Below are 19,128 nucleotides of genomic sequence, written 5' to 3'. Positions count from 1 at the left end.
TGCCGTATGAGGCGGGTCAGCCGCCGAACTTGATGTTCAGGCCGACTCCGACGATCAGGATCACCCAGACCAGCCCGACGAACACCGTCAGGCGGTCGAGGTTCTTCTCGACGACCGACGAGCCGGAGAGGCTCGACTGCACGCCGCCGCCGAAGAGGGACGACAGACCGCCGCCCTTGGCGCGGTGCAGGAGCACGAGCACGATCAGCAGGAGGCTGGAGATGACCAGGCCGATGTTGAGCGCGAGAGTCACGAGTCGTCTGTCCTGTCAGTGGAGGAAAAGTAGTGTGGCAGACCGCCCCCGACAGCGCGGGGACGACCTGCCACAGTCTACGTGATGGGTGCTTCGACCAGAGAAGCGGCCCATCGGTGTTTTAGAGGAGCGGCCCGCCCGCGGCGATCGCCGACAACTGAGCGAATTCGTCAGCCTTGAGCGACGCTCCGCCGACGAGTGCACCGTCGACGTCTGCCTTGCCGACGATGTCGCCGACGTTCTTGGCGTTGACGCTGCCGCCGTACAGGACGCGAACGCTGTCCGCGGTGGCCTGATCTGCGAGATCCGCAAGCGCACCGCGCACCGCGGCACACACTTCTTGAGCGTCGTCAGCGCTGGCCACTCGGCCGGTGCCGATGGCCCACACCGGCTCGTACGCGACGACCACCTTGGCGATGTCGGTGGCCGACAAGCCGGCCAGCGAAGCCTTGATCTGCTCCACGTTGTACGCGACGTGGTCGCCCGCTTCGCGGACGTCCAGTCCCTCACCGATGCAGACGATCGGCGTCAGACCGTGACGGAGAGCCGCCTTGGTCTTGGCCAGGACGGTATCGTTCGACTCTCCATGGAGCGTACGACGCTCCGAGTGCCCGACGACCGCGAACGTGCAGCCGAGCTTCGCGAGGAACGCTCCGCTGATCTCACCGGTGTAGGCACCCGAATCGTGCTCGGAGACGTCCTGCGCACCGTAGGTGAGCAGGAGCTTGTCGCCGTCGACTACGGTCTGGACGCTGCGGATGTCGGTGAACGGCGGAATCACCGTCACGTCGACCTTCTCGAAGTACTTCTCCGGCAGAGCGAAGGCGATCTTCTGCACCAGGGCGATGCCCTCGAGGTGATTCAGATTGCACTTCCAGTTGCCCGCGATGAGCGGCTTGCGGGCGCCGGGAGCGGAGCGAGCGGGCCCATTCGATGTTGCCATCAGGCGTTCACCTCCAGAACGGAGAGGCCGGGGAGTTCCTTGCCCTCCAGGTACTCCAGCGACGCACCGCCGCCTGTCGAGATGTGCGAGAACGCCTCATCGGCCAGTCCGAGTGCACGAACGGCTGCAGCCGAGTCGCCGCCGCCGACCACGCTGAACGCACCGTTGGCGGTGGCCTGGGCGATGGCCTCGGCGACACCGCGAGTGCCCGCTGCGAACTTCTCGAACTCGAAGACGCCCGACGGTCCGTTCCAGAACACGGTCTTGGCTCCGGTGAGGACGGCAGCGAACCGCTCGACGGTGCCGGGACCGATGTCCAGGCCCATCCCCTCGGTGAAACCGTCCGCCGTCATCGCGATCGACGTCTGCGCGTCGGGTGCGAACTTGTCGGCCACGACGATGTCGTGCGGCAGGTGAATCACGTCGCCGAAGCGCTCCAACAGGTCCTTGCAGGTGTCGATCATGTCGGCCTGCAGGAGCGAATCGCCCACCGGGCTCCCCTGCGCCTTGATGAACGTGAACGCCATGCCGCCGCCGATCACCAGGGTGTCGACCTTGGGGGCGAGCGCTTCGATCACGGCCAGCTTGTCGGACACCTTCGAACCTCCGAGAACCACCGCGTACGGGTGCTCCACGGTGTCGATCGGGCCCGCTTGCTCCGCGCCCGGCGCCCGGCCGGTGATCTTCGCCAGGACGTCGACCTCGGTGGCGACGAGGTCGCCTGCATACGCCGGGAGCACCTTCGCGACGTCGTACACCGACGCCTGCTTGCGGTGCACCACGCCGAAACCGTCAGAGACGAACGCACCGTCGTCCCCGACCAGCTCGACGAGTGCCGCAGCGAGCTGTGCCCGCTCGGCGTCGTCCTTGCTGGTCTCACGGGGATCGAAGCGGATGTTCTCGAGCAGGAGGACGTCACCGTCGGTGAGACCTTCGGCACGAGCGAGGGCGTCACTTCCGACGACATCGCCGGCCAGCTGGACATTGCGTCCGAGCTCTTCGGCGAGACGCGCGGCGACCGGAGCCAGCGACAGCGCGGGATCCGGCTCGCCCTTGGGGCGCCCGAGGTGCGCGGTCACGATGACCTTGGCTCCGGCCTCCACCAGCTGACGGATGGTCGGCGCCGAGGCGATGATCCGGCCCGCATCGGTGATCTGACCGCCGTCGAGCGGCACGTTCAGATCCGAGCGGACCAGCACTCCGCGGCCCTCGACGCCGTCGGCGAGGAGATCCTTGAGGGTTCGCACTGCCATGTTTACAGCGACTTCCCGACCAGGCCGAGGAGGTCGACGAGGCGGTTCGAGTAGCCCCACTCGTTGTCGTACCAGGAGACGATCTTGACCTGGTCGTCGATGACCTTGGTCAGGCCGGCGTCGAAGATCGACGAGTGCGGGTCGGTGACGATGTCCGACGACACGATCGGGTCCTCGGTGTACTTCAGGATGCCCTTGAGGGGACCTTCCGCAGCCTTCTTCATGGCGGCGTTGATCTCTTCGACGGTCGCGGGCTTCTTCAGGTTCGCGGTGAGGTCGGTGGCCGAGCCGGTGGGGATCGGGACACGCAACGCGTAGCCGTCGAGCTTGCCGAGCAGCTGCGGGAGGACCAGGCCGATGGCCTTCGCTGCTCCGGTGCCCGTGGGGACCACGTTGACAGCAGCGGCGCGTGCACGACGGAGGTCGCTGTGCGGGCCGTCCTGCAGGTTCTGGTCCTGAGTGTATGCGTGGACCGTGGTCATCAGACCCTTGACGATGCCGAACTCGTCGTCGAGGACCTTGGCGATCGGGCCGAGGCAGTTGGTGGTGCACGACGCGTTCGAGATGATGTTCTGGCTGCCGTCGTACTGGTCGTCGTTGACGCCCATCACGATGGTGATGTCCTCGCCCTTGGCCGGAGCCGAGATGATGACCTTCTTGGCGCCTGCTTCGAGGTGGCCCTTGGCCTTCTCGGCGTCGGTGAAGATACCGGTCGACTCGACGACGACGTCGACGCCGAGCTCGCCCCAGGGCAGCTCCGACAGCGGGCCGCGGTGCGACAGCGCCTTGATCTTCTGGTCGCCGACGACGATGACGTCGTCACCTTCGAGGGAGACGTCGTGGGGCAGACGACCGAGGATCGAGTCGTACTTGAGCAGGTGAGCGAGGCTCGCGTTGTCGGTCAGATCGTTGACTGCGACGATCTCGATGTCGGTGGTGCCCAGGGCCCTCTGGGCATCCACGGCACGGAAGAAGTTGCGGCCGATACGGCCGAAGCCGTTGACGCCTACGCGAACAGTCACTGTTGTGCTCCTTAAGCGGTGAGTGAAGGGTCGAGAGGGTGTCGCGACCCGCTGGCCCCTAGCCTAGTGGTCCGCCACTCGTGGTTCACCAGAAGGTCTCGAGAAGGTGACAAGTCACAGTCCCGTCTGGCCCCCGCCCGACGACGGGAACGACACGACGCATTCGCCTACGCGTCGTCCATCAGGTCGGCGGTGACGGCCGATTCGGTATCGGGCAGACCTTCTGTTCGAGCCTTCTTGTCGGCCATCGACAGCAGACGGCGGATGCGGCCCGCCACTGCGTCTTTTGTCATCGGCGGATCGGCGAGCTGGCCGAGTTCCTCCAACGACGCCTGTCGGTGCTGGACGCGCAGCGAGCCGGCCGCGACCAGATGATCGGGCACCTCGTCGCCGAGGATCTCGAGGGCGCGTTCCACTCGGGCTGCGGCCGCGACGGCCGCCCGCGCCGAACGACGCAGGTTCGCATCGTCGAAGTTGGCGAGACGGTTGGCCGTGGCCCGCACTTCACGCCGCATCCGGCGCTCCTCCCACACGAGGCGGGTGTCGTGGGCGCCCATCCGAGTCAGCAGGGCCCCGATCGCCTCACCGTCTCGAATGACCACCCGATCCGCACCGCGCACTTCGCGCGCCTTCGCGGTCACACCGAGTCGGCGGGCGGCGCCGACGAGCGCCAGCGCGGCCTCCGGCCCGGGACAGCTCACCTCGAGCGCGGACGAACGTCCCGGCTCTGTCAGTGATCCATGTGCGAGGAACGCTCCACGCCACGCGGCTTCGGCATCGCCGACGCTGCCACCGACCACCTGAGCGGGCAGTCCACGGACCGGGCGACCCCGCATGTCCAGGAGCCCGGTCTGGCGGGCGAGGCCCTCACCGTCCTTCGTGACTCGAACGATGTATCTGGCACCCTTTCGAGCACCGCCCGATCGGAGTACATGCACATCGGAGGCGTATCCGAACAAGTCGTGAATCTCCTGCCGGAGACGCCGCGCGACGTTGCCGAGATCGACCTCGGCTTCCACGACCACCCGGCCCTGTTGGATGTGAAGGCCACCGGCGAACCGCAGAAGCGCTGAGACCTCTGCCTTGCGACAGCTGATCTGAGTGACCGCCAGCCTGCTCAGCTCGTCCTTGACCGCACCGGTCATCGCCACGTGTCGACGCCTCCTATAAACAAAGTGATATCTCCCCCAGGGTACTGACAGCACACCTCGAGCAAACCTCGGGGGCGTCAACCGTAGTGCCGTCGACCTTACCGGTCCGAGTGGTCACTCAGCAGGCGACTCAGAGTGTTCGCGGACTTACGCGGATCGTGCTCGTGAGTTCCGGGCACCGCGAGGTCGGCGATCACCAGGCGGGCGCCGAACGACGCCGCTGCTCGAACAAGGTGATCTCGCTCCGCGCCCGCGGGCACCGACGCCGCGTCGACGACCACATCGTCGACTCCGACGGTGTCCGCGTGCGCATGCAGGACGTGCAGGTGCCGTTCGACCGAGAAGCCCGTCGTCTCTCCCGGCTCGTTGGCGAGGTTCACGAACAGAACCTTCCGCGCGGTCGTCGATTGAAGCGCCCTGACTTGGGACGGGACCAGAACGTGTGGGATCACGCTGGAGAACCACGATCCGGGGCCCAACGTGACGACATCTGCGTCGATGATGGCGGCGGCGGCCTCGTCGCATCCCACCGGCTCGAACGGATTGACCCGCACACGTCGGACGGTTCCGGGAGTGGTCGCCACCGCGACCTGCCCGCGGATCACGCGACTGACTCGCGGATCCGATTCGAGTCCGGTCACGTCGGCCTCGATGACGAGGGGAACCGTCGACATCGGCAGAACTCGACCGTCGATCCCGAACAGGTCGACCATTGCGTCCAGCGCCTCGACCACGTCACCGGTGAGTTCTTCGACACCGGCCAACATCAGATTGCCGACCGGGTGACCGGCGAGTGCCCCGTACCCGCCGAGTCGGTGCTGCAGAATGCGCGCCCACCGCTTGTGACGTCGCGCCACCGCCGGGTCGACCGCCGTCCAGTGATCGATCGCTGCGGGAGCCCCCATCAGTGCCGCCAACGCCATACGGAGATCACCGGGAGGAATGCCGCCGAGTTCGTTTCGGAGTCGGCCCGACGACCCTCCGTCGTCGCCGACGGTCACGATGGCGGTCACATCGCGCGTGAGGTAGCGCAGCGCGGTGATGGTGTTGAAGAGGCCGTGACCGCCGCCGAGAGCAGCCGCGCGGATCGGCGCCGTCACTCGCGTCCCAGGTCGCGGTTGGTCACCTGCACCTTGTACAACGGTGAGCCGTCGTCGTCGGAGGCCTCTTCGAGTCGGCGAGCGAGCTGCTGCGACATCGCAACGCTGCGGTGCTTGCCGCCGGTGCAGCCGACACCGATCGTCATGTAGCCCTTGCCTTCTCGCTTGTATCCGCGCGCGACGATGCCGACCAGGTCGACGTAGCGGTTGATGAACTCGAGTGCGTCCTCCTGACCGAGGACGTAATCGCGCACCTGCGGGTCGAGACCGTTGTGTTCGCGAAGCTCGGGAATCCAGTACGGGTTGGGCAGGAACCGGACGTCGACGACGAGGTCGCAGTCGATCGGCAGTCCGTACTTGAAGCCGAACGATTGAACGGCCACCGTCAGACCGGTGCCGCCGACGTTCGGGAAGGTGCTCTCGACGATGGCGCGCAGTCGAGTGGAGCTCAGATTCGACGTGTCGATCACCGTGCCCGCGGTCGCCTGCACTCCGGCGAGCATCGCGCGTTCGGCGGCGATCCCCTCACTGAGGGTCCCGTTTCCCTGCAGCGGATGCCTACGCCGGACCTGTTCGAACCGCCGCACGAGAACGTCGTCCGACGCGTCCACGAAGACGATGGACGTTCGGGCGCCACCCGCTTCGAGGTCGTCGCGCAGTTCCGCGATCTGTTCACTGAACTGCGGATCGCCCGCCCTGACGACGAGCGCGATCTTGCGCGCTCCCACCTCGTCGCTTCGGACCATCTCGATCAGTTGCCCGATCAGCGACACCGGGACGTTGTCCGAGACGTACCAGCCGTCGTCCTCGAGAACATTCGCCACCGACGTCCGGCCCGCACCGGACATGCCGGCGACGAACAGGACTGTTGCCGGCCCCTCCCCCGTCGATCCATGATTGTCAACCACTGGTCACATCCTCCCTTTGTCAACTCGTCCGTGCTGTCAACTCGTCCGTGCTGTCGACTCGTCTGCGCTGAGCGCGTCGCGCACTGACTGCGCGGTGGTTGCACCGATCCCCGGTACCTGCGAGATCTCCTCGACCGTCGCCTTCTTGAGGTTGGCGACCGATCCGAAGTGGGTCACGAGCGCCGTCCGGCGGGTGGCCCCGAGCCCTGGGATCCCGTCGAGGGCCGACGCCGTCATCCGCTTGCTCCGTTTGCTGCGGTGGAAGGTGATCGCAAAGCGGTGCGCCTCGTCGCGCACACGCTGCAGCAGGAAGAGCGCTTCACTGTTGCGTGGCAGAATCACCGGCTCATCATCACCCGGAACCCACACTTCTTCGAGTCTTTTGGCCAGTCCGATGATCGCGACGTCGGTGACGCCGAGTTCTTCGAGCACTGCCGCGGCGGCGTGTACCTGGGGCGCGCCGCCGTCAACGACGAACAGATTCGGCGGGTACGCGAACCGGCGCTTCTTCCCCTCTTCCGCAGAGACCTCGCTCCCCGGAATCGCAACTGGTTCATCCCCATCGACCGGAGGCGGTGTCGCCTCACCACCGCGGTGTCGGAGGAATCGCCTGCGGGTGACCTCGGCGATCGATGCGACGTCGTCCGAGCGACCGTCCCCAGCGGCCTCCTTGATGCCGTAGTGCCGATAGTCGGACTTGCGGGGCAGTCCGTCCTCGAAAACGACGAGCGACGCGACGACGTCGGTGCCTTGAACGTGCGAGATGTCGATGCATTCGATGCGCAACGGAGCAACGTCGAGGCCGAGGTGCTCCTGCAATTCCGTCAGTGCCGCCGACCTGGTCGTCAGATCACCCGCACGCTGGAGTTTATGGCGAGCGAGAGCATCGGAAGCGTTGCGCTCGACAGTGGTCATCAGGTTCCGCTTGTCACCGCGCTGCGGGACGCGGACGTCCACTCGCGCGCCGCGCCGCTGTGTGAGCCAGTCCTGCATCTGTTCGACGTCGTCGGGCAACGCCGGGACGAGGACCTCGCGTGGAATGCCCGAGCTCATGTCCGACTCGGCACCGTAGAACTGGGTGAGGAACGACTCGACCTGTTCGGCGAGCGTCGCATTCTCCTGTACTTCGACCACCCAGCCCCGTTCGCCGCGGACTCGTCCGTCGCGGACGTGGAAGATCGTCACCGACGATTCGAGTTCGTCGCCGACCATGGCGATCACGTCGGCGTCCGTTCCGCTGCCGAGCACCACCGCCTGCTTCTCCATCGCACGGCGCAGTGCGGACGTGTCGTCGCGCAGACGAGCCGCCCGTTCGAAGTCGAGTTCTTCGGCCGCGCTGTTCATCTCACGTTCGAGTCGACGGATGAGTCCGTCCGTCTTGCCCGCGAGGAAGTCGCAGAAATCATCGACGATCGCTCGGTGCTCGTCGGCGTCGACCCGTCCGACACAGGGCGCAGAGCATTTGTCGATGTAGCCGAGCAGACAGGGGCGCCCCATCTGCTCATTGCGGCGGAACACCCCGGTGGAGCACGTGCGGATCGGGAACACACGGGTCAACAGGTCGACCGTCTCGCGAATCGCCCACGCGTGCGCGTACGGCCCGAAGTAGCGGACACCGGGCTTACGCGCGCCTCGGTACACGAACACTCGCGGGTACGTCTCGTTGAGCGTCACCGCGAGCATCGGATACGTCTTGTCGTCGCGGTAGCGGACGTTGAAGCGCGGATCGAACTCCTTGATCCAGTTGTATTCGAGCTGGAGGGCTTCGACCTCGGTGCCGACGACGGTCCATTCGACGGACGCCGCTGTCGTGACCATCTGCCGGGTCCGCGGATGCAGACCCGTGATGTCGGCGAAGTACGACGTCAGCCGAGAGCGGAGGTTCTTCGCCTTGCCGACATAGATCACTCGCCGGTGTGCGTCGCGGAACTTGTAGACGCCCGGATCGGTGGGGATCGCGCCCGTAGCCGGGCGATAGGTCGACGGGTCTGCCACGGTCTCCAGGTTAGCCGTCGGGTCCGACAGACTCCCGACACGCACCTGTCGAGGCATCCAACGCGACCGTTCTCACATGCGGCGAAGCGGCCACGACGCCCAGGCGCCACCGATCTCGTTGAGCGTGAGCTTTGCCTTTACCACCCCGGTCGAACTTCGAGCCGCTCCGGCTCTGTGCGCGATGACTCGTCGCATGTCCACATCAACCGCCACGCCGAAGGCTGTCGTCAGATTCACGACGCTCGCGCGTTATGCCGTTCCGTACTTCGTGTACAGCTCGCGGAAGGTCTCCATCGCGTCGACGGCGCGGTCTCCGTCACGCGACTGGACGGCCAGGACCGGGACGTGCTCGTCCGACGGGAGGAGCAGTCGCGCGGCGAAGCCCTTGTCCGGGTATTCGAGGCCTCGCACCACGTCCCAGGTGAAGATCCTTTCACCGACCAGGGTGCGCACGCCGACTCCGTCCGGGCCCACGCGGAGTCGGGTACGGAAGACCAGCAGCACGGCACCCGCGATGACCAGGCCTATCGCGATCAGACCGATCTTGTCGGACCATTCAACGCCGACACCCGTGTACGAGATGTCCAAGAGCAGCCCGAATACGAGGTGGATGGCGATGACTACGCCTGCCACCCACAGGCCGGTCCTACGCAACCACTGCGGGTGGTACGTGTAGTCCCACTCCTCCGCCCCGGTCGACGGCGCTCCTAGTGCACTCACGCCAGCTTCCGGAGAGTGAGCGCAGATGCGATAGCGGCGGTCATCGCCTGAGCGCCCTTGTCCTCCGACGATCCGGGGAGCCCGGAGCGGTCGAGCGCCTGCTGCTCGTCGAGCGTCGTGAGCACTCCGTTGCCGACGGGAGTCGCCTCGTCGAGCGACACGCGGGTGAGGCCTGCGGTGACGGCGTCGCACACGTACTCGAAATGCGGTGTGCCGCCCTTGATGACCACGCCGAGCGCGACGACGACGTCGTGTGTGCGCGCGAGTGCCTGAACGATCACGGGCAGTTCGATCGCGCCCGCCACGCGCACCACGGTCAGGTCGGTGACGCCTGCACCGGTGGCCGCGCGCTCGGCACCGTCGAGCAGCGCGGTGCAGATCGTCTCATGCCACTGGGACGCGGCGATGGCGACCTTCAGACCGCTCGCGTCCTCGAGGTCGAGTGTGGGTTCTCCGTGGCCGCTCATGCCTGCGTGCCCTCTCCTTCGAAGTCGTCCAGTCCTTCGAGCATATGGCCCATCCGGTCGCGCTTGGTCTTGAGGTAATGGAGGTTCTCTGAATTGGCCCGCAACGGCATAGGGACACGATCGACGATCTGCAGTCCGTATCCGTCGAGTCCGACGCGCTTGGCCGGGTTGTTGGTCAACAGCCGCATTGAGCGGACACCCAGATCCACGAGGATCTGGGCACCGAGACCGTAATCCCGCGCGTCGGCCGGCAGCCCGAGTTCGAGGTTCGCATCGACGGTGTCGTGGCCCGCATCCTGCAGTTGGTAGGCCTGCAGCTTGTGCATCAGGCCGATGCCGCGTCCTTCATGTCCGCGCATGTACAGGACCACGCCGCGGCCCTCGGCGGCGACCATGGCCATCGCTGCTTCGAGTTGCGGACCGCAGTCGCAGCGCAGCGAACCGAAGACGTCGCCGGTGAGGCATTCGGAGTGGACGCGGACCAGGACGTCCTCACCTTTGCCGTCCTCACCCGAGACGTCGCCCATGACGAGTGCCACGTGCTCGGCGTCGTCGTACGGGCTCGAGTAGCCGACCGCGCGAAACACACCGTGGACGGTGGGGATACGCGCGTCGGCGACACGTTCGACGTGCTTCTCGTTGCGGCGACGCCACGCGATCAGGTCGGCGATGGAGATCATCGCGAGGTCGTGCTCGTCGGCGAAGACGCGCAGTTCCTCAGCGTGGGCCATGTGGCCCTCGTCCTTCTGACTGACGATCTCGCAGATGGCGCCCGCAGGCGACAGTCCGGCGAGCTTCGCCAGATCGACAGCGGCCTCGGTATGGCCGGGGCGACGCAGCACACCGCCCTCGCGGGCGCGGAGCGGAACCACGTGACCAGGGCGCGTGAAGTCGTGCGGCTGCGCCGTCTGGTCGGCCAGCTTAACCATTGTGGTGGCGCGGTCGGCGGCGCTGATACCGGTGCCGACACCTTCGCGTGCGTCAACGGTGACCGTGTACGCAGTGCCGTGGCGGTCCTGGTTCTGCGCGATCATCGGAGGCAGACCGAGACGGTCGCAGTCGTCGCCTTCGAGCGGCACGCACAGGTAGCCGGATGTATAGCGGACCATGAAGGCGACCAGTTCGGGCGTCGCCTTCTCCGCGGCGAAGATCAGGTCGCCTTCATTCTCGCGGTCTTCGTCGTCGACGACGACGACGGCCTTGCCCGCCGCGATGTCGGCGATGGCCCGGTCGATCGAGTCCAGTTTCACTTCGGTCTGCTCGCTCATCACTGCTGTCCTTCTGCCCGGCCGGCGCCAGTGAGGCGCTCGACGTACTTCGCAATCACATCGACTTCAAGATTCACTCGGGCACCGGCCGCGGTGATGCCCAGCGTGGTCTCCGACAGAGTCGTCGGAATGAGAGACACTTCGAGCCAGTCGCCCTGGTCGTCGCCGCGACCGATCGACGAGACGGTCAGCGAGATGCCGTCGATCGTGATCGACCCCTTCTCGACGACGTAGCGCGAGAGGTCGGCTGGGACGGCGATTCGGACGACGGTCCAGTTCTCGGACGGCGAGATGGACACGACGGTGCCGACGCCGTCGACGTGGCCCTGAACGATGTGTCCACCGAAGCGTCCACCCGCGGCCATCGCCCGTTCGAGGTTGACGGTCGCGCCGGGGCCGAGACTGTCCAGTGAGCTGCGGCGGAGCGTCTCGGCCATCACGTCCACGGTGAACGCTCCGTCGTCGAGTTCAACAACGGTCAGGCACACGCCGTTGACGGCGATCGAGTCGCCGAACGACGCGTCGCTCGTCACGAGGGGGCCGCGAATGCGGAAACGTGCGGCTTCTGCGAGGTCCTCGCGGCCGACGATCTCGCCGCGCTCCTCAACAATTCCGGTGAACACCGTCTCTCCTTTGCACAGGTGCGCTCGGGACAGACAGATGACGGCACGGTGCCGCACTGCCGTTCTCTCGTATCCGGACTATGACCGTCGGCTCCGGAATCTCACCAGAATCTGCTGACCTCACATCGTCTGAAGATGAGAGCGCTCGCGGGCTCGTCCCTGAGTTGAAGGGCATCACCGCCGGTGGGGACTTTCACCCCGCCCCGAGAACTACCTTTCGAAGGTAGCACGCACATCATATGGAGCGTGGTACACGTATGGTCCATCGGCGCGAACCGTCCCACTGTGCGAGAGGAACTCCCCCGAAATGTCCGTCAACGACACGAATACGCCAGCTCACGACGCTTCGAGTTTTCTTCGGCAGTACTGGCTCCCGATTGTGATCACTGTGATCGCGATGATCTTTATCGCCACGAACACCGACTCGGCTCAGTTCACCGCGCTCTGGTGGAACCTCGACGCACCGCTGTGGCTGATGCTCGCTGTGGTCACCCTCATCGGGTTCGTGGTCGGCTGGTTCGTTGGACGACGCAGCAGACGCTAGTCGGACTTCGACGCCGTGCGCGGGTGCAGGACGACAAGCAGGTCATCCCCCAGAACCTCGACCGCCGCGCGCTCGAAGCGATGCGCATCGGCGAGTGTGTGGATGTCCTCATCGTCCACAGATGCGGCGCCCCCGCCGAGAAGCGTCGGCGCGAGATAGGCGTGCACTTCGTCCGCGAGACCCGCGGCGAGAAAGGTCCCAACGATGCGCGGCCCGCCTTCGACGATCACCTGCAGCGCATCCGGCAACGAGCTGAGCACATCGTGTGGGTCGTGGGACCGCACCTGAAGGAAGCCGGCCTCGCCGTCGCGGAGCCGTGCGCCTGCCGGAACGGCACGGTGACCCATGACGACCCTCGTCGGCTGATGCGGATACAGGGAGCCGTCGGCTCGACGAGCGGTGAGCGACGGGTCGTCGGTGAGCGCGGTCCCGGTGCCGACGACGATGGCGTCGACCGCGGCACGCTGACTGTGTGCGTGTTCTCGGGCGTGCGGTCCCGTGATCCATCGACTGGTCCGATCTGGTGCGGCGATCCGGCCGTCCAGGGTGGAAGCGACTTTCACGGTCACCATCGGCCGCCCGTGACGCTGTCGAAACAGCCAGGGCCGAAGCGGGCCGGACTCGACGACGTCGGCGAGCACTCCGGACGTCACCTCGACACCGGCGTCGCGCAGGGTCTGCGCACCACCTGACGCCGCCGGGTTGGGGTCGGCGACGGCGTAGTGCACGGCGGCGACGCCTGCGTCGATGATCGCTTGGGCGCACGGGCCGGTGCGGCCGGTGTGATTGCACGGTTCGAGCGTGACGACCGCGGTCCCGCCCAGCGCCGCGTCACCTGCGGCGCGCAGAGCCATCACCTCTGCGTGCGGCCCACCGGGAGGCTGCGTGTGTCCGACGCCGACGACCATGCCGTCTGCGTCGAGGACCACTGCCCCGACCGGAGGATTCGGCGAGCTCGACCCGCGTGCGATCGCCGACTCGGCGACCGCTCGGCGCATCGCGGTCTCGATCGCCCCGGTATCGATCACGCAGGTCAGGCGTTCTCGCGCACTGCGGTGGCCTTGCGACGCAGTTCGGCGACGCGAGCCGCGGGGTCGTCGCCGCCGTACACGGCCGAACCGGCGACGAAGCAGTCGACACCGGCTTCAGCGGCTTGCTCGATCGTCGAGTCCGCGATCCCGCCGTCGATCTCGACGAGCAGGCGCAGATCGCCGCGGTCGATGATCTTGCGGATCGCCCGCACCTTGTCGAGTACCTCGGGCATGAACTTCTGGCCGCCGAAACCCGGTTCCACGCTCATCACGAGCAGCGTGTCGAAGTCGCGGAGGATCTCCAGGTACGGCTCGAGAGCTGTGCCCGGCTTGAGGGCTAGTCCCGCCTTGCCGCCTGCGGCCCGGATGTCACGTGCCACCGACGACGGATCGTCCGTCGCCTCGGCGTGGAACGTCACGTTGTAGGCGCCGGCCTCAGCGTATGGAGGCGCCCAGCGCCCGGGGTCGGCGATCATCAAGTGACAGTCGAGCGGAATGTCGGTGGCTTTCAGGAGGCTCTCGACGACCGGCATGCCGAGCGTCAGGTTCGGCACGAAGTGGTTGTCCATCACGTCCACGTGCACCCAGTCGACGCCGGGGTCGACATCGGACGGCCCGACGGCCGCGATCTCCGACGCCAAGTTCGCGAAGTCGGCGGACAGGATGGACGGAGCGATCATCGGTGCCGGGCGGCCGGGGTTACACATGGCGGCAATTCTACGAGACGCGCATCTGCTGCGAGATTCAACCTTTCGGATGGCAGACGCGTGGCCGCGACATCGGAAAGATCGGAGGGCAGTCTGCCGTCAGGATCTCGAGGTCCTCTCGCGAACCACACCTGCCCCGAAACGTCCCGACCCCCCCGCCGATTCGCTCCCGACGCCACTCCTCCGCCTGTTCCTCCACGCGCGGCCTCACCACTTCTGACGGGGCCGACGACTCCCCGCGCCCCCACAAGGGATGCCTTCGGTGCCGGTACCGCCCCGGCCAGAGGTGGCATCCCAGACGTTCTCGCCGGTTGACACCCGCCGGACGTCGCGCGTGGACGGTGCCGGTGATCAGGAGTCGTCGTCCGTCACGACCGACGATGCCCAACGCGGCGCCTGTAGCGCCTCCGCAGCGACTCTCAGCGACGAACGCTGCACTCCTCGACGTGAACCGACGCTTCGTCAACAGACGCGGCCTTTGTGAAGGCCGCGTTTGTCAGTCAAGGTCGCGACGAGGCGCCGCTGTGCCGCTGCCTTCGGGAGCAACGCCACAAGACGCCATGACCGGAAGAGAACCGGCCGATTCACGCTCAACCAGCCACCGCCCGTCGTCCCAAGCATCCTTTCGCCAGATCCAGCCTCTGACACACCGCCCCGCCGCGACCCTCAACGACAAACGCGGCCTTCACAAAGGCCGCGTTTGTCAATGAAGCGTCGGTTTGCGCCGACGAAGGCCGCGTTTGTCGCGGAAGGCCGCGGGAAGGCGGTCAGTCGGCGAAGCGGCTACTTCTTCCGAAGTACCGCCAAGAACATCGCGTCGGTGTCGTGGCGGTGGGGCCAGAGTTGGACGTGGGGTCCGCCGCCGAACGCAGAGGCGTCGTTGTCGGGGCCTGCGACGAGCGGACGGGCGTCGACCTGCTCGATCGAGTCGTCAGCGGCGAGAACGGCGTCGATGACGGCGGTCGTCTCGGCCGGGTGCGGCGAGCACGTCGAGTAGACGACCACTCCGCCAGGCCGGACGAGTCGCAGCGCCTCCGTGACGAGTTGTTTCTGGAGTTCGACGAGCGCCGGAACATCCTCCGGCTTGCGACGCCAGCGGGCCTCCGGACGACGCCGCAAGGAGCCAAGGCCCGAACACGGGGCGTCGACGAGCACCCGGTCGTAGCCGGGTTCCAGGCCGGACTCGCGACCGTCGGCGACGTGAATTGTGACCGGCAGCCCGTCGACGACGTTCTCGATGAGCTTGGCGCGGTGTTCGGAAACCTCGACGGCGTCGAGGTGCGCACCGTCCAGGTCGGCGAGCGAACCGAGCAGCGCGGCTTTGCCGCCCGGGCCCGCGCACAGATCCAGCCAACGTCCACCGTCAGCGCCGACGTCGGCGCGTGCGGCCGCGACGGCGACGAGCTGGCTGCCCTCGTCCTGAACGCCGGCGAAACCGTCACGGACGGCGTCGAGCGAGCCCGGATCGCCTTCTGGCAGGTAAACGCAGTACGGCGAGTACTTGCCTTCGTCTCCCCCGCTGATCAATGCGAGTTCTTCGGCGGTGATCTGGCCGGGACGTGCGACGAGATGCACGATCGGGCGTTCGTCGTCGGCGGCGAGAGCCGCCTGCAGTTCACCGATCGAACCGAGGGAGTCGGCGAACACCTCGGCGATCCAGATCGGGTGTGCGTACGCGAACGCGAGGTGCCCGACCATGTCGTCGGCCATCGACGGCGCGAGTGCGTCGATCCAGAGCTGCTCGTCACGCTGACTCACCTTGCGGAGCACCGCGTTCACGAAGCCCGCCTGGCCCATGCCGTGCTCGGCGCGGACGAGATCCACCGACGTCGAGACCGCCGCGTGCGAACCGATCCTGGTGCGCAACAGTTGGTAGGTACCCAGGCGCAACACGTCGAGGAGGTCACCGTCGATGTCCGCGACCGGGCGCCCCGCCGCAGACGCGATCACTGCATCCAGCAGTCCAAGGCTCCGCGCGGCACCGTACGAGAGTTCGGTCGCCAGACCACGATCTCGCGGGTCGAGCCGGCTTTCGCGCAACAGACGCGGGAGCAGCAGGTTGGCGTACGCGTCGTCCTTCCGGACCGCCCGCAGCACCTTCAGCGCCACGGACCGCGCTCCGTCGACCGGCTTGTCGCGAGTCTTCTTGTCACGGGGTGCGTCCGAACGCTGCCCGCCCGCTCGCCGGGGCCCGCCGCGTTGGAAACCGTCACCACGTCGAGGATCAGAACCCCGTCCACCACGAGTCATGCCAGGAAACCGTTCTCATCAAGGCGCGTACCGCGCGCCCAGTCGGCGGCGCTGCACGCCTTCTTTCCAGGAGCCTGAACCCTCCCGAGCTTCACCGCGCCAGAGCCGGTTCCCACAAAGACGGCCTTCTTGGTCACTGCCAACTGCCCGATGTCGAGCCGCTCCGGAAGCGCCGGATCCGCGTCCGCGATGGTGACAGGACCGAGTTTGAGGCGGACGTCGCCGAGCGTCGTCCATGCACCGGGCGCCGGAGTGTGCGCACGGATGGTGCGATCGACGACGTGCGACGGCAGATCCCATCGGACGCGTGCGTCGTCGACGGTGATCTTCGCAGCGTGCGAGACACCATCCGGATTCTGGGGAACGGGCGACAGTTCACCGGCTGCGATGCCGTCGACGACGGCCTTCGTCAGGCCCGAACCCGCCGTGGACAGCCGCGACAACAGATCACCCGAGGTGTCGGTGCTCCGAATGCGTTCGGTGAGCGTTCCGTACACGGGGCCGGTGTCGAGTCCGGCTTCGAGACCGAACACGCTCGCACCGGTGATCTCGTCCCCGGAGGCGATCGACGCCTGGACCGGTGCGGCTCCGCGCCACGCGGGCAGGATCGAGAAGTGCAGGTTCACCCAGCCGTGAACGGGCATGTCGAGCACGTCCTGCGGAATCAGGCCGCCGTAGGCGACGACCACACCGAGATCGGGCGCCCACCGACGCAGGGTCTCGGCGACCTCCGGTTCGGACATGCGACGCGGGGTGATCACCTCGATGCCGTGCTCGTCGGCAACCACAGCCACCTCGGACCGCACGTTCTTCCGGCCCCGCCCCGCCGTGGTGTCGGGGCGAGTGATGACACCGACAACCTCATGGTCGGCCGAGTCGAGGAGCTCCTGCAGGGTCGGTACAGCCACATCGGGCGTTCCAGCGAAGACGATTCTCATGATCATCCAATCGTAGGCGGGTCGATCTGAACGCGGATGCCCGCCGTGTCATCGTGTCGAGCGTTGCGAATCACTTGGGCCGCGCGCAGGGCGTCGGCCAACGTTCGGCCGACTGCGCGCGGTGTGCGCAGCAGAATTCGCTCGACGTCGCCGTCCCCGTCGAGACCCGCAGGTCTGCGGACCCCGGCGGGGAGCGGCACCGGTCCGAGCTTCTCGGCACTCGGCGGAAGTTTCAGCAGATCGCAGAACGCGCTGACCGCTGTCGCCGGACCGTCGATCGACGCCATCGTCACCGCGGGAGGGAACCCGAGTTCGTGTCGCTGCTCGAGTTCGAATGCGGCGTAGCCGATCGGGTTCCACGAGATCACCGCCTGAACCTGCGCACCCGACGAGTCGGCGACGATCACGACGCGGCCGCCGTCGTTCCGCGATCGGACGAGAGTTGCGATCGCCATCCAACCGCGCACCGCCTCCTCGCCTGCACGAAGATCCTCACGGTCGAGTTGTGCCCAGGTGTCCAGGATCACCGCGGCCCCGTACCCGCCTGGCGCCCGCGGCGCCGCTCCGGGTGTCGCGACCACCACCCGAGGACCCTCGGCGATGTCGTCCACGATCTTCGTCCCGCCGGACGTGACGACGGGCACCCCGACGAACGCTTTTCCGAGTTCTTCGGCGGTGCGTTTGTCGCCGATCATCAGGGCGCGGACCGCCTTCCCGCCGCACGACGGGCAGACGAACCTCAACTCGGGCCGCCCACACCACCGGCACGCGAGGTCTCCGCGCTCGTTCATGGACACCGGACCATGGCACACGCGACATCGAGCGTGCTCGCGGCACTTGGCGCACGCCACCGACGGCAGGTAACCACGACGGGGCACGCTGAACAGGACCGGTAAGCCGGCGTGAAGCGCTTTGCGCGCGGCCATGAACGCGGTCGCCGGAATGCGAGCCGATCGGGCGAGCGGGTCACCGCCGAGCCGGCGATCGTCGTCGGCCACTCCTTCGATCAACGGTGCCGCGGCACGGATGTCCTGCCGGGATGCGGTCAGGTCGTGAGCCCACCCCGAACTGACGAGCGCTTGCGCTTCGGCCGTGCGCGAATGACCGCCGATGAGCATGGCGGTCCCGGAGGCGTGTGCACGCAGCACCGCCACCTCGCGCGGATGCGGGTACGGCGCCCGCGGTTCGTCGAGACTCTGGTCGCCGTCGTCGAACACCACGGTCAACGCCAGATCGACGACCGGCGCGAACATTGCACTGCGAGTCCCGATCACCACCGACGCCTGCCCGCGCAGCACCGACAACCACCGCCGGTACCTCGCCGACGGGCCCAACCCCGCGGCCAGGCTCACGCATCGATCGCCCAGGAGCGGTGTGCACGCGGCCTCCAACCGGTCGAGGTCGCGTTGGTCCGGGACGACCACAATGGCTCCGCGGCCTGCGGCGGCGACCGCGGTGACCAGTTCGGCGAGGCGAGCCGCCCAATCGTCTCCGGGAAGCACCTGCCACACCGCGCGCGGGTGACGATTCTCGATCGTGGCGCGCACGAACGACGCCGACGTCTCGTACACCGCCCACGCCGCCATGTCGGGTTCGGGCACCGGCGGGGCGCAGCCGTGGACGGGGACGTCCTTCTCGACTCTGGCGTGCCGTGGAGGGATCGCCAGCCGCAGGACGTCCGGCATCGTGCCCGCGTATCGATCGGCGACCGCACGACACAACACGGCCAGCTCATCGGTCAACACCCGCTCCGGGGACACCACACGATCCAGCCACGCCAGCTTGCCCGTGTGGTCGCTCCGCTCCAGACGTTCGAGCAGATAGCCGTCGACGAGGCGACCGGCGAACCGCACCCGCACTCGCACGCCGGGTTGAGCCGCGGAATCGGACTTCTCATCGACCAGATAGTCGAACGGACGGTCCAGATGCGCCAGCGACAGCATCGGCAGAACGCG

The 19,128-nt window shown here is 67.0% G+C and carries 18 protein-coding genes and 1 riboswitch; of the genes, 1 reads left to right on the top strand and 17 read right to left on the bottom strand.

Annotated elements, in window-relative coordinates; genetic code table 11:
• Positions 1–16: 16 nt before the first annotated feature.
• From secG to JVX90_RS07605, 12 genes are all read right to left on the bottom strand, one after another.
• Positions 17–253 (bottom strand): preprotein translocase subunit SecG, encoded by a 237-nt coding sequence (secG, locus tag JVX90_RS07660; RefSeq protein WP_205331769.1) that lies wholly within the window; start codon positions 251–253, stop codon positions 17–19.
• A 121-nt stretch (positions 254–374) separates the two neighbouring features.
• Positions 375–1,196 carry a triose-phosphate isomerase gene (tpiA, locus tag JVX90_RS07655; protein WP_205331768.1) on the bottom strand — a complete coding sequence of 274 codons (822 nt, stop codon included), beginning with the start codon at positions 1,194–1,196 and terminating at the stop codon, positions 375–377.
• A complete protein-coding gene (locus tag JVX90_RS07650) occupies positions 1,196–2,449 on the bottom strand; it encodes a phosphoglycerate kinase (RefSeq protein WP_205331767.1) in 1,254 nt (417 codons plus the stop codon). The genes tpiA and JVX90_RS07650 overlap by 1 nt, the downstream gene beginning before the upstream one ends.
• A 2-nt stretch (positions 2,450–2,451) precedes the next feature.
• On the bottom strand, positions 2,452–3,471 hold the full coding sequence (gene gap / locus JVX90_RS07645) for a type I glyceraldehyde-3-phosphate dehydrogenase (RefSeq protein ID WP_205331766.1): 1,020 nt from the start codon (positions 3,469–3,471) through the stop codon (positions 2,452–2,454).
• A 167-nt stretch (positions 3,472–3,638) separates the two neighbouring features.
• On the bottom strand, positions 3,639–4,616 hold the full coding sequence (gene whiA / locus JVX90_RS07640) for a DNA-binding protein WhiA (RefSeq protein WP_174316864.1): 978 nt from the start codon (positions 4,614–4,616) through the stop codon (positions 3,639–3,641).
• 104 nt (positions 4,617–4,720) lie between these two features.
• On the bottom strand, positions 4,721–5,722 hold the full coding sequence (gene yvcK, locus JVX90_RS07635; protein WP_205331765.1) for a uridine diphosphate-N-acetylglucosamine-binding protein YvcK: 1,002 nt from the start codon (positions 5,720–5,722) through the stop codon (positions 4,721–4,723).
• Positions 5,719–6,630, bottom strand: coding sequence for an RNase adapter RapZ (rapZ, locus tag JVX90_RS07630; RefSeq protein ID WP_205331764.1), 912 nt, complete (start codon positions 6,628–6,630; stop codon positions 5,719–5,721). The genes yvcK and rapZ overlap by 4 nt, the downstream gene beginning before the upstream one ends.
• A 36-nt stretch (positions 6,631–6,666) precedes the next feature.
• Positions 6,667–8,625 carry an excinuclease ABC subunit UvrC gene (uvrC, locus tag JVX90_RS07625; RefSeq protein ID WP_205331763.1) on the bottom strand — a complete coding sequence of 653 codons (1,959 nt, stop codon included), beginning with the start codon at positions 8,623–8,625 and terminating at the stop codon, positions 6,667–6,669.
• A gap of 249 nt (positions 8,626–8,874) precedes the next feature.
• Positions 8,875–9,345, bottom strand: coding sequence for a PH domain-containing protein (locus JVX90_RS07620; RefSeq protein WP_205331762.1), 471 nt, complete (start codon positions 9,343–9,345; stop codon positions 8,875–8,877).
• Entirely contained in the window at positions 9,342–9,812 is a 471-nt protein-coding gene (gene ribH / locus JVX90_RS07615) for a 6,7-dimethyl-8-ribityllumazine synthase (protein ID WP_205331761.1), read from the bottom strand. The genes JVX90_RS07620 and ribH overlap by 4 nt, the downstream gene beginning before the upstream one ends.
• Entirely contained in the window at positions 9,809–11,080 is a 1,272-nt protein-coding gene (locus JVX90_RS07610) for a bifunctional 3,4-dihydroxy-2-butanone-4-phosphate synthase/GTP cyclohydrolase II (RefSeq protein ID WP_205331760.1), read from the bottom strand. Before JVX90_RS07610 ends, ribH begins: the two co-directional genes overlap by 4 nt.
• Positions 11,080–11,703 carry a riboflavin synthase gene (locus JVX90_RS07605; RefSeq protein ID WP_205331759.1) on the bottom strand — a complete coding sequence of 208 codons (624 nt, stop codon included), beginning with the start codon at positions 11,701–11,703 and terminating at the stop codon, positions 11,080–11,082. The genes JVX90_RS07610 and JVX90_RS07605 overlap by 1 nt, the downstream gene beginning before the upstream one ends.
• A 57-nt stretch (positions 11,704–11,760) precedes the next feature.
• A riboswitch (FMN riboswitch) is annotated at positions 11,761–11,918 on the bottom strand.
• Positions 11,919–12,100: 182 nt separating this feature from the next.
• On the opposite strand from JVX90_RS07605, the gene JVX90_RS07600 reads away from it, so the two are divergent.
• Complete coding sequence (locus JVX90_RS07600) at positions 12,101–12,247, top strand: LapA family protein (protein WP_205331758.1); 147 nt, start codon at positions 12,101–12,103, stop codon at positions 12,245–12,247.
• On the opposite strand, the gene ribD is transcribed toward JVX90_RS07600, so the two are convergent.
• The 5 genes from ribD to JVX90_RS07575 all read right to left on the bottom strand — a co-directional run bounded on the left by ribD (position 12,244) and on the right by JVX90_RS07575 (position 19,116).
• Entirely contained in the window at positions 12,244–13,245 is a 1,002-nt protein-coding gene (gene ribD / locus JVX90_RS07595; protein ID WP_205332324.1) for a bifunctional diaminohydroxyphosphoribosylaminopyrimidine deaminase/5-amino-6-(5-phosphoribosylamino)uracil reductase RibD, read from the bottom strand. The two genes, JVX90_RS07600 and ribD, sit on opposite strands and share 4 nt — an antisense overlap.
• Positions 13,246–13,280: 35 nt before the next feature.
• Positions 13,281–13,985, bottom strand: a complete 705-nt coding sequence (rpe, locus tag JVX90_RS07590; RefSeq protein ID WP_205331757.1) for a ribulose-phosphate 3-epimerase — start codon at positions 13,983–13,985, stop codon at positions 13,281–13,283.
• Between the two features lie 783 nt (positions 13,986–14,768).
• Positions 14,769–16,235, bottom strand: coding sequence for a transcription antitermination factor NusB (locus JVX90_RS07585; protein ID WP_205331756.1), 1,467 nt, complete (start codon positions 16,233–16,235; stop codon positions 14,769–14,771).
• The gene (gene fmt, locus JVX90_RS07580) at positions 16,232–17,173 is read right to left on the bottom strand and encodes a methionyl-tRNA formyltransferase (RefSeq protein ID WP_205331755.1); all 942 of its coding nucleotides are present in this window, start codon (positions 17,171–17,173) and stop codon (positions 16,232–16,234) included. Before fmt ends, JVX90_RS07585 begins: the two co-directional genes overlap by 4 nt.
• Before the next feature lie 2 nt (positions 17,174–17,175).
• Entirely contained in the window at positions 17,176–19,116 is a 1,941-nt protein-coding gene (locus tag JVX90_RS07575; RefSeq protein ID WP_205332323.1) for a primosomal protein N', read from the bottom strand.
• Between the last annotated feature and the right edge of the window lie 12 nt (positions 19,117–19,128).

The sequence above is a fragment of the Gordonia sp. PDNC005 genome, from assembly GCF_016919385.1.
Taxonomy (GTDB): Bacteria; Actinomycetota; Actinomycetes; order Mycobacteriales; family Mycobacteriaceae; genus Gordonia.
The sequence above is the reverse complement of the archived record's forward strand: the minus strand, read 5'-3'. Positions and strand labels throughout refer to the sequence as shown.